The organism is Streptococcus mitis (assembly GCF_905187495.1).
GTDB lineage: Bacteria > Bacillota > Bacilli > Lactobacillales > Streptococcaceae > Streptococcus > Streptococcus mitis_CU.
The window spans coordinates 12,659-26,308 of record NZ_CAJJIB010000001.1; the positions used below are offsets into that span (position 1 = coordinate 12,659).

At 40.7% G+C, this 13,650-nt stretch carries 14 protein-coding genes; 4 read left to right on the forward strand and 10 right to left on the reverse strand.

Going from position 1 to position 13,650, the window contains the following annotated elements; translation table 11 throughout:
- Window positions 1-52: 52 nt before the first annotated feature.
- From JQ843_RS00055 to JQ843_RS00075, 5 genes are all read right to left on the reverse strand, one after another.
- Window positions 53-1,117: a DUF6574 domain-containing protein gene (locus JQ843_RS00055; RefSeq protein ID WP_203212591.1), complete on the reverse strand. Its 1,065-nt coding sequence runs from the start codon at window positions 1,115-1,117 to the stop codon at window positions 53-55.
- Window positions 1,118-1,180: 63 nt separating this feature from the next.
- Window positions 1,181-2,128 (reverse strand): DUF4097 family beta strand repeat-containing protein, encoded by a 948-nt coding sequence (locus tag JQ843_RS00060; RefSeq protein WP_203212592.1) that lies wholly within the window; start codon window positions 2,126-2,128, stop codon window positions 1,181-1,183.
- Window positions 2,121-2,714 carry a DUF1700 domain-containing protein gene (locus JQ843_RS00065; protein WP_024057314.1) on the reverse strand — a complete coding sequence of 198 codons (594 nt, stop codon included), beginning with the start codon at window positions 2,712-2,714 and terminating at the stop codon, window positions 2,121-2,123. Before JQ843_RS00065 ends, JQ843_RS00060 begins: the two co-directional genes overlap by 8 nt.
- Window positions 2,701-3,027, reverse strand: coding sequence for a PadR family transcriptional regulator (locus tag JQ843_RS00070; protein ID WP_000273858.1), 327 nt, complete (start codon window positions 3,025-3,027; stop codon window positions 2,701-2,703). The genes JQ843_RS00065 and JQ843_RS00070 overlap by 14 nt, the downstream gene beginning before the upstream one ends.
- A gap of 138 nt (window positions 3,028-3,165) precedes the next feature.
- Window positions 3,166-4,332 (reverse strand): CynX/NimT family MFS transporter, encoded by a 1,167-nt coding sequence (locus JQ843_RS00075; RefSeq protein ID WP_024057315.1) that lies wholly within the window; start codon window positions 4,330-4,332, stop codon window positions 3,166-3,168.
- A 154-nt stretch (window positions 4,333-4,486) separates the two neighbouring features.
- Between JQ843_RS00075 and JQ843_RS00080 the strand changes: the two genes are divergently transcribed.
- Both JQ843_RS00080 and JQ843_RS00085 read left to right on the forward strand, forming a co-directional pair.
- Window positions 4,487-5,317 carry a glycosyltransferase gene (locus JQ843_RS00080; protein WP_203212593.1) on the forward strand — a complete coding sequence of 277 codons (831 nt, stop codon included), beginning with the start codon at window positions 4,487-4,489 and terminating at the stop codon, window positions 5,315-5,317.
- Window positions 5,318-5,402: 85 nt separating this feature from the next.
- Window positions 5,403-7,253 (forward strand): polysaccharide biosynthesis protein, encoded by a 1,851-nt coding sequence (locus tag JQ843_RS00085; protein WP_203212594.1) that lies wholly within the window; start codon window positions 5,403-5,405, stop codon window positions 7,251-7,253.
- Window positions 7,254-7,469: 216 nt separating this feature from the next.
- On the opposite strand, the gene JQ843_RS00090 is transcribed toward JQ843_RS00085, so the two are convergent.
- The 3 genes from JQ843_RS00090 to sdaAB are packed head-to-tail and all read right to left on the reverse strand — an operon-like array spanning window position 7,470 to window position 9,676.
- The gene (locus JQ843_RS00090) at window positions 7,470-8,102 is read right to left on the reverse strand and encodes an HAD hydrolase-like protein (protein ID WP_203212595.1); all 633 of its coding nucleotides are present in this window, start codon (window positions 8,100-8,102) and stop codon (window positions 7,470-7,472) included.
- A gap of 21 nt (window positions 8,103-8,123) precedes the next feature.
- A complete protein-coding gene (gene sdaAA / locus JQ843_RS00095; protein WP_000500041.1) occupies window positions 8,124-8,996 on the reverse strand; it encodes an L-serine ammonia-lyase, iron-sulfur-dependent, subunit alpha in 873 nt (290 codons plus the stop codon).
- 8 nt (window positions 8,997-9,004) lie between these two features.
- Window positions 9,005-9,676, reverse strand: coding sequence for an L-serine ammonia-lyase, iron-sulfur-dependent subunit beta (gene sdaAB / locus JQ843_RS00100; RefSeq protein WP_000838912.1), 672 nt, complete (start codon window positions 9,674-9,676; stop codon window positions 9,005-9,007).
- A 239-nt stretch (window positions 9,677-9,915) separates the two neighbouring features.
- On the opposite strand from sdaAB, the gene apf reads away from it, so the two are divergent.
- Window positions 9,916-10,566 carry an aggregation-promoting factor gene (gene apf, locus JQ843_RS00105; protein WP_049502591.1) on the forward strand — a complete coding sequence of 217 codons (651 nt, stop codon included), beginning with the start codon at window positions 9,916-9,918 and terminating at the stop codon, window positions 10,564-10,566.
- Between the two features lie 51 nt (window positions 10,567-10,617).
- Here apf and JQ843_RS00110 read toward each other — a convergent pair whose 3' ends face one another.
- Window positions 10,618-11,481 (reverse strand): helix-turn-helix domain-containing protein, encoded by an 864-nt coding sequence (locus tag JQ843_RS00110; protein ID WP_049502592.1) that lies wholly within the window; start codon window positions 11,479-11,481, stop codon window positions 10,618-10,620.
- Window positions 11,482-11,803: 322 nt separating this feature from the next.
- Between JQ843_RS00110 and JQ843_RS00115 the strand changes: the two genes are divergently transcribed.
- The gene (locus tag JQ843_RS00115; RefSeq protein ID WP_203212596.1) at window positions 11,804-12,391 is read left to right on the forward strand and encodes a hypothetical protein; all 588 of its coding nucleotides are present in this window, start codon (window positions 11,804-11,806) and stop codon (window positions 12,389-12,391) included.
- A 185-nt stretch (window positions 12,392-12,576) separates the two neighbouring features.
- Here JQ843_RS00115 and JQ843_RS00120 read toward each other — a convergent pair whose 3' ends face one another.
- Window positions 12,577-13,449: a hypothetical protein gene (locus tag JQ843_RS00120; protein WP_203212597.1), complete on the reverse strand. Its 873-nt coding sequence runs from the start codon at window positions 13,447-13,449 to the stop codon at window positions 12,577-12,579.
- Window positions 13,450-13,650: the final 201 nt, after the last annotated feature.

Sequence of the window (13,650 nt, forward strand, 5' to 3'; positions counted from 1 at the left end):
GACTTGCTTTTTTGACATAGAAAAATCCTGCCATGGATGACAGGATTGAAGTTTAAAGAAAGGCCAAGATACGAAGGTAATCCCCAATCAGTGCTACCTCAGCTACAAAGAAGAGGAGGATAATGACTCCGTTCACAAGGACAGACAAGAATAACTGATAGAAGGAGTCGGTTTCACTTGCTTGACTTGGCCTTGTAATGATATGGAGACTGGCAAGCAGAATGATTCCAACACTAATCACACACAAGAGGGCTGTGAATCGCAGGCTATCAAAGAAGGCAAAGAAACTAGCAATGGCAGTGAGGAAGATTGGAATTGCCAAGAGTTGACTATATTGTTGGAGAACCTTTTCTAGCGTCCAGTCTTTTTCCTGGTGGATAAATCGTCTCACGACGAAACCACCCAAGAGGAATGAAAAGAAGAAGAGTGTTGTTGCTACTAGGATAGAGATAATCGAAAAGAGATTTAATGAAGCAAATTGTTCAGGGAAGTGATTATGCATAGTTGCTATATGTCCATAGTAAGCATGTTTGATGTGGTAGATACTAAAGAAAAAGGAAGATGCAGAAAACAGAATGAGCAAGAGGAAGGCTGTATAACTGTGTGTGCTACTTGTTTCAAGACTGCTTGTAGGAGATTTGAGAGCTTCCACTAGCCAAGACCAAAAATCAAGCGCTTGCTCTTTCCATCTATCCGTAGATTTTGGAGCTTGGTCGGGGATATAGGGACTTTCTAAGGATTGACTGATAAGAAGGGGCTCTTTCGTGGTTGGTTTTTGCTGAGGAAGTACTTCTTGACTCTCTTCAGCTATAGTGACTTTTTCTGTTTCTTTAGAAAGATCTTGCTCTTCTTCAGTAGAATCTAATGCTTTCTTTTCTTCTATTTCTGTTCTTGCTTCACTGTCTTCAGGCGTTTCAATTGTCTCTTTTTGCTGGCTTTCCAGTTTGACTTCAGCTTGAGAGACTTCCTCCTCTACTTGAGTATTTTTTTCAATTGGTGTATCGAGATCGGCTATCGTTTCTTCAGTCTTGTCTGCAACCTCTTGAGCTTGCTCTTCAGGTTTGTTCTTGCTTGTTGTTTTTACAAAATCATTACTTTCAAACCATTCTTGTTTCATGGTAGAACCTCCCTTTTTAGTTAGATAAATATGCTTCCATAGTAGCGAATGTAAGCGTTTTTGTCAACGATTTCTAGAAGAAGACTCGTGTTCCTCTGCTTTGAGTAGATAGATATATTGGTCTGCCCTTGCTATGAGTTGATCTTTCACATCAGCTTTTTCTGTTTTATAAGGATTGCTTAAATGTTCATCTCTGTTTTCTTTATTGTTAAATGAACGTCTTCCTTCTCTCACAAAATGAAGAATAGAACCATGTTTTGTTGAAAGATCTAAGTTGATTCTTTGTTTTTCTTCTTCGGAAAGTAGCAGTTGTAGGTCTGTTTTCGCCACCAATTCCACCTTACCGTGTACTTGGATATTTTCAGCGTGGAAGTGCTTCTCTGTTGACTCTAGTTGACTATCTGTAAGGTCTGTATCAAAGATATTAACGATATTAGGGGTTGTGAGTTTACTGTTTTTGATACGACTTCCTTCAATTCGGAGGATATAGCTGTTTGTATTGAGGGTCGCATTTTCAAGGCTAGCATTTATGATGGTGGTTTGTCTGCGATTGGCTGAGATGTTGATTCCTTTTAGGCTTCTTCCTTTTGGCAATTGGAGAATAACTTCATCAAAACGACTAGAGTAGCTGCTTGCGATATGGAGAATCCCGCCGATTCCAGAAGAGAGAAATGGAGTTTCAGACAGTTTCTTATCAGTGAGGCTCAGCGTTTTATCGTTCTGATTCGTGATAAGATCATGGTGAGCAGAAAGAGATGGATGGTAAGAAATGTGGATTTGATCATCGAAAGAGTCTGTGATGGTCAGCGCGTGTTGGTGGAGAGTAATTTCTAGGTTTTCGACTTCCTTGCCAAAGGTTAGCTCTTCCGTACGGCTATCATAGACAGGTTCCTTGGACATGGAAAGTAGGCTCTTAATCCCGTCAGATTGGATACCTACAAAAAGCAAGATAAAGCCGATAACGGTAGTCACCACACCAAAAATGAGAAATCCTTTTGTCAATTTACGCATGCTGGTCACCTCTCTTTCCTTTTTTGAGAACAAATTGCACCAGGCGAACAATGAGTAGGCCGAAGAAGCGGGCTACATAGGAAATACCTAGTAAGACTAGTGAAGAAGCACCGATAGCCAGTAAACCAGCACCAAAAATCAAGATAAAGGCTGATTTAGCTTGGGCTAAGACAGTGAAACTTTCAACTAAAAATAGGAATCCGCCGATGATACCAAGTATGGAAACCGCAAAGAAAGCCAAGATGACAGTCAAGGCTGCCACAAGGATTGCGAACAGGGACACGAGGATGGCGATTCCCAGAGGAATACCGATGGGTGCTGCAAGGAGGGCTAACAAGGCGATATGCAAAATTTGTCGGTTATTCTTTTGAGCAGGTGCTTCATTGATTTTTTTATCGAGAAGATTGGAGAGAACTTCGTGAGCTGCTTCCTTAGGAGTTCCCAAGCTAGCGATGAGTTCTTCTTCTCCTTCGACTCCAGCATCGTCAAAGAGTTCCCTGAAATAGTCCATGGCTTCAATTTGGTCAGCCTGAGGCAGTTTTTTGAGATAGAGTTCTAGCTGAGTCAGGTATTCAGTTCTTGTCATGGCGGATACTCCCTTCTATGATGCCATTAATGGTGTCTGTATAGAGTGCCCATTCATCTTTCAGGGTCACGAGCTGTTCTATACCACCATTTGTCAAGGAGTAGTATTTGCGCATGCGACCTTGGAACTCTCTAGAATAGGTTGTCAGAAAGCTATTGCCTTCCAATTTTTTGAGAATGGGATAGAGCGTAGATTCTTTGATGTTAGCGATAAGCTTAATGGTCTGGCTAATCTCATAACCATAAGAATCATCCTGCTCCAGTACGGCCAAGATGAGAAATTCAATCAAGGCAGAGGATGTTGGAAAGTACATGGGAAACCTCCTTTTCTAATGTGTAAGATTTTTATATATAATTTTTCTACACATACATTGTACATCTAAATGAAAGCCCTGTCAAGAGAAATGTGTAAAATTTTTATATATAAAAAACTTCTAGCCAAAACTAGAAGTTTAAAGGATTTTATCAGCTCTGTCCACTGTAAAGAGGGCCACAGTCATCAGGATATCGACGAGTAAGAGGGCAGCTACAGCTGGCACCCAAGAGTGGAAAAGGTCAAAACTGTAACCAAAGAGGGTTGGCCCAAAGGCTGCTAGGATATAGCCTCCTGTTTGAGATAAACCAGACAATTGTGCAGTCTTTTCAGGGGCGCTTGTCTTGAGTGAAAAGTTGACCATGAGATAGGGGAAGAGGGCGCTGGTCGCGGTTCCGATGAGGATATGGATGGCAAGCCAGTAAAAGAAATTACCGATTGGGAAAAAGAGCATGGAAATACCGACCACGCCAGCCAGTGAAACCAGAGTGAGCATGAGCTGACGGTTGCGAGTAGACAAGCTGGTTGTCAGGCTTGGGATAGTCATTGAAAAAGGAATGCTAATCAGGGAGAAGATAGAGGTTAGCAAGCCAGCTTCGTGACTGGATAGGCCTGCATGGATGGCCATGGTAGGTAGCCAGGTCATAGCGGTGTAAAAGAGCAAGGATTGAAAACCTGCAAAGACAATCACTGCCCAGACCTGTTTATTATGCATGACCTTTGTTTTGCTTTTTTGTTTGGTTTGTGGAGCCAGTCTGTGATTATAGCGGTGATTAGGCAGCCAGACCAAAAAAGTTGCTAGGCAGAGCAGGGTGAGGAGGATGATAAGTCCTTTCCAAGAACTGGCTTGTGTAATAGGCACAGCCAGATAGGAGGCCAGAGCCGTTGCAATCCCCATAGAGGTTACATATAAGGTAGTCAGAAAACCAATTTTCTTTGGTTGATTGGCTTGGATAAGACTAGGAAGCAGAACATTAATGACTGCGATACTTGCCCCAACCATCAAGGTTCCTAGATAGAGCAGAGGCAGATTGATTAGTCTAATGAGAGAACCGATGGTCAAGAAGAAAAGGCTATAGGTAAAGAGATGCTCCAAGCCGATTTTTTGAGCCAGTCGGGTAGAAAATAGCGAGAAGAGGGTAAACATGAGGAGAGGAAGGCTGGTCAAGACACCAAGCGAACTAACTTCTACTCCCAGTCCTTGCGAAATATCTCCCAAAATAATGGGTAAAACAGTAAAAGGAGTCCGCAAGGAAACACCAATTAGTATAATACCTGGAACAAAAAAGAGTGATTGCTTTTTCATATAATACCTCTTCTAGCTGATTTTAATAACAGCTTATTTTAAGGTTTTTTCCTTATAATGTCAAGTAAGGTTTTGGGCTTTCAAGATAAAAATGGGAAAGTCTTGAAAATTATGATAAAATAGTGGAAGGAAATCTATACATTGGAGAAAAACTGTGTCTGAAAAGCAAAAAATCAGCGTATTGATGTCGGTCTATATCAAGGAAAATCCGACATTTTTAGAGGATGCTATTGAGAGTGTTCAAAATCAGACCCTGAAACCGAGCGAATTGGTTCTGGTTGAGGATGGGCCTTTGACACCTGAGCTCTATCAGGTATTAGACCAGCTTGAAGCTGAGTCTGATATTCCAGTGAAACGCTATCCTCTTGAGCAGAATCAAGGTTTGGGTCTGGCTCTTCGACAGGGTGTTTTGCAGTGTCAGTACGATATCATCGCTCGTATGGATACGGATGATATAGCTGTTCCAGACCGTTTTGAGAAACAGGTTCAGCTAATGGAGAAGGACAAGCTCGACTTATTAGGTGGACATATTGCAGAGTTTATTGACAATCCTGATGAGATCGTTTCTTACCGTCGTGTTCCAACCCAGCATGCAGATATTGTAGCTTATCAAAGGATGAGAAGTGCCTTTAACCACATGACTGTCATGTTCAAGAAGGACATGGTTCTCAAGGCAGGCAACTATGAGGATGGGCTTTATATGGAGGATGACCTCCTCTGGCTCAATATGATTGCTGCAGGAGCTAAGACTGGAAATCTGGATCAAATCTTGTGTAAGGTTCGTGTTGGAGCAGGAATGTTTGAGCGTCGTGGGGGACTGCGTTACCTCAAACTCTATCGTCAAGCTCGTCAACGCATGCTGAAGCGAGGACAAATTTCTTACATGGAGTATGCCAAGAGTGTTGCCATTCAGATGGTTGTTGCTCTTTGTCCAGGATTTGTCAGACAGTTTATTTTTATGAAACTGTTAAGAAAAAGCAATTAAAAGATTGTAGCAAATCGTAAACTAGAGAAAAAGTGTTATAATAACAATATAACTATTCGGCTCTTTTAAGGAGGAGTAAATTTCTATGAATAAAAAACTCACAGATTATGTGATTGATCTGGTGGAAATTTTAAATAAACAACAAAAACAGGTTTTCTGGGGAATATTTGATATTTTGAGTATGGTGGTTTCCATCATTGTATCTTATATCTTATTCTACGGCTTGATTAATCCAGCACCTGTTGACTACATCATCTATACGAGTTTGGCCTTCCTGTTCTATCAATTGATGATTGGATTTTGGGGATTGAACGCTAGTATCAGTCGTTACAGCAAGATTACGGATTTCATGAAAATCTTTTTTGGTGTGACTGCTAGCAGTATCTTGTCATATAGTATCTGCTATGCCTTCTTGCCCCTCTTCTCCATCCGTTTTATCGTACTCTTTATCTTGTTGAGTACTTTCTTGATTTTATTGCCACGGATTACTTGGCAGTTAATCTACTCTAAACGCAAAAAGGGAAGTGGTGATGGAGAACACCGTCGAACCTTCTTGATTGGTGCCGGTGATGGTGGAGCTCTCTTTATGGATAGTTACCAACATCCAACCAGTGAATTAGAACTTGTCGGTATTTTGGACAAGGATTCTAAGAAAAAGGGTCAAAAACTTGGTGGAATCCCTGTTTTGGGTTCATATGATGATCTGCCTGAATTAGCCAAACGCCACCAAATTGAGCGTGTTATCGTTGCGATTCCGTCGCTTGACCCGTCAGAATATGAACGTATCTTGCAGATGTGTAATAAGCTGGGTGTCAAGTGTTACAAGATGCCTAAGGTTGAAACGGTTGTTCAAGGGCTTCACCAAGCAGGTACTGGCTTCCAAAAAATTGATATTACGGACCTTTTGGGACGTCAGGAAATTCGTCTTGATGAATCGCGTCTGGGCGCAGAACTGACAGGTAAGACAATCTTGGTTACAGGTGCTGGTGGCTCAATCGGTTCTGAAATCTGTCGCCAAGTTAGTCGCTTCAATCCTGAACGCATCGTCTTGCTCGGTCATGGGGAAAACTCAATCTACCTTGTTTATCATGAATTGATTCGCAAGTTCCAAGGGATTGATTATGTACCGGTTATTGCCGATATTCAAGACTATGACCGTCTCTTGCAAGTCTTTGAACAGTACAAGCCAGCTATTGTTTATCATGCGGCTGCTCACAAGCACGTTCCTATGATGGAGCGCAATCCAAAAGAAGCCTTCAAAAACAATATCCGTGGAACTTACAACGTTGCTAAGGCTGTTGATGAAGCCAAAGTACCTAAGATGGTTATGATTTCGACAGATAAGGCGGTTAATCCACCAAATGTTATGGGAGCAACCAAGCGCGTGGCTGAGTTGATTGTCACTGGCTTTAACCAACGTAGTCAATCAACCTACTGTGCAGTTCGTTTTGGGAATGTACTTGGTAGCCGTGGTAGTGTGATTCCAGTCTTTGAACGTCAGATTGCTGAAGGTGGTCCTGTAACGGTGACAGACTTCCGCATGACCCGTTACTTTATGACTATTCCAGAAGCTAGCCGTTTGGTTATCCATGCTGGTGCCTATGCCAAGGATGGAGAAGTCTTTATCCTTGATATGGGCAAACCAGTCAAGATTTATGACTTGGCCAAGAAAATGGTCCTTCTAAGTGGACACACCGAAAGCGAAATTCCAATTGTTGAAGTTGGAATCCGCCCAGGCGAAAAACTTTACGAAGAACTCTTGGTTTCGACCGAATTGGTTGATAACCAGGTTATGGATAAGATTTTCGTTGGTAAGGTTAATGTCATGCCTCTAGAAGCCATCGATCAAAAAATTGAAGAGTTCCGCACTCTTAGTGGAGATGAGTTGAAGCAAGCTATTATCGCCTTTGCCAATCAAACTACCCACGTTGAATAAAAAAGAAAAACGCATATTATCAGGTCTTGAAAAACCTTGGTAATATGCGTTTTGTTATGTGTAAACTTGCTTCATTTTATTCTGATACTCAATAAAAATCAAAGAGCAAACTAGGAGGCTAGCCGAAGGTTACTCAAAGCACAGCGTTGAGGTTACAGAGAAAACTAACGTGGTTCGAAGAGTATGAAATTGAGTATTTGCCCAGTCTCCGTTATATTATTGAAAATACTCCAAAACTTCTATGGGTTTGTGAGCGATAAAATCAGGATGATAGTTTAGCAAGTCTGCTTGCTCTCCAAATCCCCAAGTGACGGCCAATTTCTGAATGCCTGTTTCTTGAGCTCCCATCATATCAAACTTGGTATCTCCGATGATGATGGCTTGTTCCGGTGCTAGTTGATGTGCCTGCAAGGCTTGGCGAATGACATCTGCCTTATGGGGTGCTTTAGGGCTGGAACCATAAATGCCATCAAAGAAATGATAGATTCCCAAGTTTTTAGTCATGTCTTGAGCGGTTGGAGTATTCTTTGTAGTGGTGATATAAAGAGGGTAATTGCTCGATAACTTCTCAAGCAAGCCTACAATATGAGGGAAGAGCTGAGCTTCATGGATGCCTTTCTCCTTATAGTACGAACGGTATATCTGCACGGCTTCAGAAATTTGTTCTTTGGGAAGGCAGGTCGCAAAACTACTTTCAAGAGGCGGTCCCATAAAACCACGAATAGTTTTGGCATCAGGGCTAGGTACCCCCAGCTCCTTAAAGGTATGGGTAAAGGCATTGTGAATCCCGATAGAACTATCAACGAGGGTTCCGTCCAGATCGAAAAAGATAGCTGAGATAGAGGTCATGGTTTCTCCTATTTGATAAGCTTATTCTCCGAAAATTTCTTTTTGGAGGCGACGACCAGTAGGGGTGGCAGCGAGTCCACCTTCAGCTGTTTCACGAAAGGCAGTTGGCATGCTTGCTCCTACTTGGTACATGGCATCGATAACTTCATCCACAGGGATTTTAGATTCGATACCTGCCAGGGCCATGTCTGCTGCGATGAAGGCAAAGCTAGCTCCCATGGCATTGCGTTTGACACAGGGAACTTCAACCAAGCCGGCAACAGGGTCACAGATGAGGCCTAGCATATTTTTAATGACAAAGGCAATGGCCTGACTGGCCTGATAAGGTGTTCCACCGGCAGCTAGAGTCAAGGCTGCAGCACTCATAGCAGAGGCCGAACCAACCTCGGCCTGACAGCCACCTTCAGCACCTGAGATAGAGGCATTGTTTGCGATGACTAGTCCAAAGGCACCGGCAGCAAAGAGAAAATCCAGCTGTTGCTCGTGGCTGAGGTCTAATTTTTCAATAGCAGCAGTGAGAACGGAAGGCAGACAGCCAGCACTTCCAGCGGTTGGAGTGGCACAAACCAAGCCCATTTTGGCATTGTGTTCATTGACTGCAATGGCATTTCGGGCAGCAGAGAGAATCGTGTAATCTGACAGAGTTTTTCCGTTTTTAATGTAGTGATCCAATTTGGCAGCATCTCCACCTGTCAGGCCACTACGAGATTTATTTTCATTGAGACCAAGTTGGACAGAGGCTTTCATGACTTCCAGATTGCGTTCCATGAGAAGGAAGACTTCTTCACGTTCGCGACCGGTCAATTCAAACTCTGTTGTAATCATGAGTTCTGCGACATTTCCTTGAAAGTCCAGATCTGCTTGCTCGACCAATTCTTTGATAGAATAAAACATGCTTCCTCCTATTTAAAGAAATTGACATTGTGGAGATGAGGGATTTTTCGAATTTCTTCGATGGCCTCATCACAGTTGCGACTGTCAACTTCGATAATCATAATAGCTTTTTCACCAGCTTTTTCACGAGTAACATTCATCTGAGCGATATTGATACCATAGCGGGAAAGGGCCTCTGTTACGAGGGCAATCATACCTGGAATATCTTGATGAACAATGATGATAGTCGGTGTATTCATATTGAGAGAGACGGCAAAGCCATTGAGTTCAGTTACCTGAATATTTCCTCCCCCGATAGAAATACCAGTCACGCTAATGGTCTTATGAGCATTTTTGACGGTAATTTTAGTGGTGTTTGGGTGAGGGGCATTGCTGTCTTTCTGAATGGTCCAGACAATCTTGATGCCACGCTTGTGGGCAATTTCCAGGCTGTTTGGGATTTCAGGATCATCTGTATCCATGCCCAAAATACCTGCAACAAGGGCTAGGTCTGTTCCGTGACCACGATAGGTCTTGGCAAATGAGTTAAATAGTTGGAATTCGACTTCTGTCGGAGTATCATCAAAAATGGAAGAGACAATCTTCCCAATACGAACAGCACCAGCTGTATGGCTACTAGATGGGCCAATCATAACTGGTCCGATGATATCAAAGACAGATTGAAAACGAAGTGATTTCATCAGTTTCCCCTTATAAAAATTCTTATCTCTATTATATCAAAGAATGAAGGTCTTGGCTTTAATTGTGGATGAAAACCTTTTTACACTACAAATAGCATAAAAAAGCATCTTTTGTAACAAAAAATGGCTTATTTAGAGAAATAAAAAATAATTTTGTAATATTTCTACATAAAAGTGTCAAGAAACGGTAATATTTAAAGGGTATGATAGAACTATAGAAAGAAGGAGAATTTTCAAATATGAAATCAACAACTAAAAAGATTAAAACAACTCTTGCAGGAGTAGCTGCCTTGTTTGCAGTATTTGCTCCATCATTTGTATCTGCTCAAGAATCATCAACTTACACTGTTAAAGAAGGTGATACACTTTCAGAAATCGCTGAAACTCACAACACAACTGTTGAGAAATTGGCAGAAAACAACCACATCGACAACGTTCATTTGATTTATGTTGGTCAAGAGTTGGTTATCGATGGTCCTGTAGCACCTGTTGCAACACCAGCGCCAGCTACTTATGCGGCACCAGCTGCTCAAGATGAAACTGTTTCAGCTCCAGTAGCAGAAACTACAGAAGTAGTAGAAGAAGCAGCACCAGCTGCAAGCGCTCCTGTAGCAGAAGAAACTGTTGCTGCAGCAGAAACTTCAGCACCAGTTGCAACTGTAAGTGGATCTGAAGCAGAAGCTAAAGAATGGATTGCACAAAAAGAATCAGGTGGTAGCTATACAGCTACAAACGGCCAATACATTGGACGTTACCAATTGACAGATTCATACTTGAATGGTGACTACTCAGCTGAAAACCAAGAACGTGTAGCAGATGCTTACGTTGCAGGACGTTACGGTTCATGGTCAGCTGCTAAAAACTTCTGGCTTAACAACGGCTGGTATTAAGAAATAACGAACAGAATAATTTGAAAAAGTCGAGGAAATCCCTCGACTTTTTTATATTTCTTTCGGTTGATAATAGATCTCCACCTCTTTTTTGAGAAAGGCTAGAATGGAAGTTTCATCGGTCAGCTCTAGAAGGGAGAACCCTTTTTGGATAAGTTTGGCATCATCCCTACAAATCCCAATACGGACATAGCAGATAGCAAGCATATCGTAGCTTTTCTTGTTCTTGGCATCCTCTAGTAAAGTATAGCAGATTTGTTGACACATGTTTTTGTCTTGATGGTATAAGTAAATGGTGGAAAGGTTGAGTAGGATTGCCATTCGTAAGTCATATAAATGTTGGTAGTTTTTATAGACTTCCAAGCGTTGCAGGATTTTTCCAGTAATGAGATGGAGGTGTTCAATTGGAAAGCTGAAAAGGATGGTATTGAGGATTTTTAGGTCACTTTCATACCATGTATCTTGTTTTTCAATTTTTTCCCATAGTTTTTGGATAGTCTGTTTCACTTGCTCTGACAGTTGCTCTGTACCATATTGACGGATATGAATGACAACTTCCAGCATATCCCTGATTTCTTCTATAGGCAGATCGTGATGGGTCTTGAGATAGTTTTGGCATGTTTCAAAAAAATCAACTAGACCACTGCCACCAATGATGGAATTCATATTGAGATAAGTTTGCATGATTTCTGTCCGTTGGCTCGGCTGATAGAGATGGCAGATGTAGTCAAATTCTTCAAAACTCATATTCATTTGCCGAAGAAGAAAATCCATATTTTCATATTTAGGAGTTGCCTTACCACTTTCAATCTTTGATAGGCTGGTTCTTGATAGGACATCTCCGCAGACCTCTTCTTGGGTTAATCCTTTTGACTCACGTATTTCTTTATAGACCTTTCCAAAATCATAACGCATGATTTTCTCCTTTTAGTGAAAAAAGTTAACAAACAATAAAATCCTATTAAAAATATTGTATCATAGTAATATAAAAAGTAAAAAAGAAAGCTAAAATAAGTTTGGTGTAATTTTAATATGGGGTTAATGAGTACTATGATGTAGCTAGAAAAGGGGTGGAAAAATGTTTAAAAATAAGGAACTTTTTCGAGTAGTCATGATATTTGTGATAGGAATTATCCTAATTTTAATGACACCCGTCTTATTTAAAGTTATGATGGACCTATTTTCAAAATAAATAGGCTTCTGTTTTAGGCAGAGGTGTGAATCAGGAGGTTAAGCGATGAACTACAATTTAAAATATCTTTTATCAGGAATATTTGTCCTAGTCTTTATAGGTTTCCTAGTCTGGATGCGTTATGTTAATCAGAGGAAGGAAGAAGAGCATTCGGATGTGTCTTTTGAAGCGAGGTTAGATAGTGAAGTCAAGACCTTGTATAAACAACTAGGATTGGGTGAGGAGCCTCATTATTTCTTAGCCTATCGCTACCTACATCCCTGGTTTAATTTGGCGATTTTACCACCAACAGTTGAAATTTTCTTAACTAAAATAGCGCTGGTGATGGTGACTCCAGATGAACTGCTGATAAGAAATCTTGGGAATGGGATGACTTTCACAAGTGAGCACCATCGCGATTTGCGGCAAGGACTTATCCGCATTCCAAAATCAGAGATGAAAGAATTTGAGATTCGCAACTGGAAAAGAGTTTTTGTATTGGGCGATTTTTTGACAATTAAAACAAGCCAACATAGCTATTATTTGCAGGTCAGAGATGATGGACTTCAAAAGGGAAGTCTCTCTACCAAACATTTCTCCGACTTGAAACGACAAGATTTTCTCGGATTATTGACAGATAAAAGGACATTCTGATAGACAATTGCCCCAAAAATGGAATCTCTGAATGTTCAACAATTCAAAAACCACACAGTGTTTTCAGACTTGAACACAATCAAGCTGAGAGAATCACTGTGTGGTTTTATTGGAAAGTTAGTTTTTGCTAGCCTTTTATGTACTTTGTTCGATAAAAGACAATTAAATTAGTGATAGCCGATTGCTTACTGCTGACCGAATGATGTAACTCCGCCACCTAAACTAGCGAGATCATCACTGTTTGTTGTGGGAACTCCAGCATTGTTACTATTGGTATTAGTTTCTGCTTGAGCTTCTGAAGTATTAGCTGCTTGATTTTGTGTACTTGCCACATCATTTCCGCTGCTGCCAGCACTATCAGATGAAGGTTGTTCGCTTGCAGGCGCTTGTGAACTGTATCTGCTCCCATTTGACTCAGTATAGGTTGGAGTGTAGCTCCCTCCTTCTGAAGAATAGCTTTCTCTTTCCCTCTCGCTACTAGTCGTTCCTGTTTCTTTTTTGTCAGTCTTTTGTCCTTCTTTTTTGGTCAAGACTTCAACTTGCTTTTGGAATTTAGAAATTAGTTCTTGGATGGGTTTTATTTTTTCATCAATAGTGGCTTGTTCGCTTGTGGGGTTGACACTTTTAATGATTTCTAGTATTTTTTGTAAGGAAGTGATGGCTGTTTCAAGTGTTTGTTTATCTTCAAACTGACTATCGGATTCCTTTATATCCATTTTTAAAGCTTTTTCGCTATAATGATTGGTGATTTTATCGGACGTAGTAGTAAGAAAGTCTGCTAATGTTTGCTTGCCTTCGTCAGTGTTTGGCTTCAATTCTTGAATTCTTTTCCAATCTTCTATAATTGTTTCAGAATAGATATTAAAATCTTTGATGGCTTTTTTTACTTGTTCGACATCTTGTTCATTTTTTTGCCGTTTGAAGAAAGCAATATTGCCTCTTTCTGTTAAGATGTTTTCTTGGTGAATGACTAGACCAATTAAAAGTCCAAGACTTGCGACAATGATAATAGTAAAAATGGTATTTTTTGATTTTAGAATATCTTTGTAGTTTTTCACAATCGTTCTACGTACATGGATGGTAGTATCTTTAAGGGATCATGTACGTATTCCTCCTCATTACAGTATATCATTTTTAGTTTATTTTATAAATAAGATAATAAGCAGTAGAGGGATTAAGCTATAAATTACCCTCTTTTTAAACAATTATATATGTATTTACAGAGAGGATGGTCGATTGACATCCTCTTTCTTGTCTTC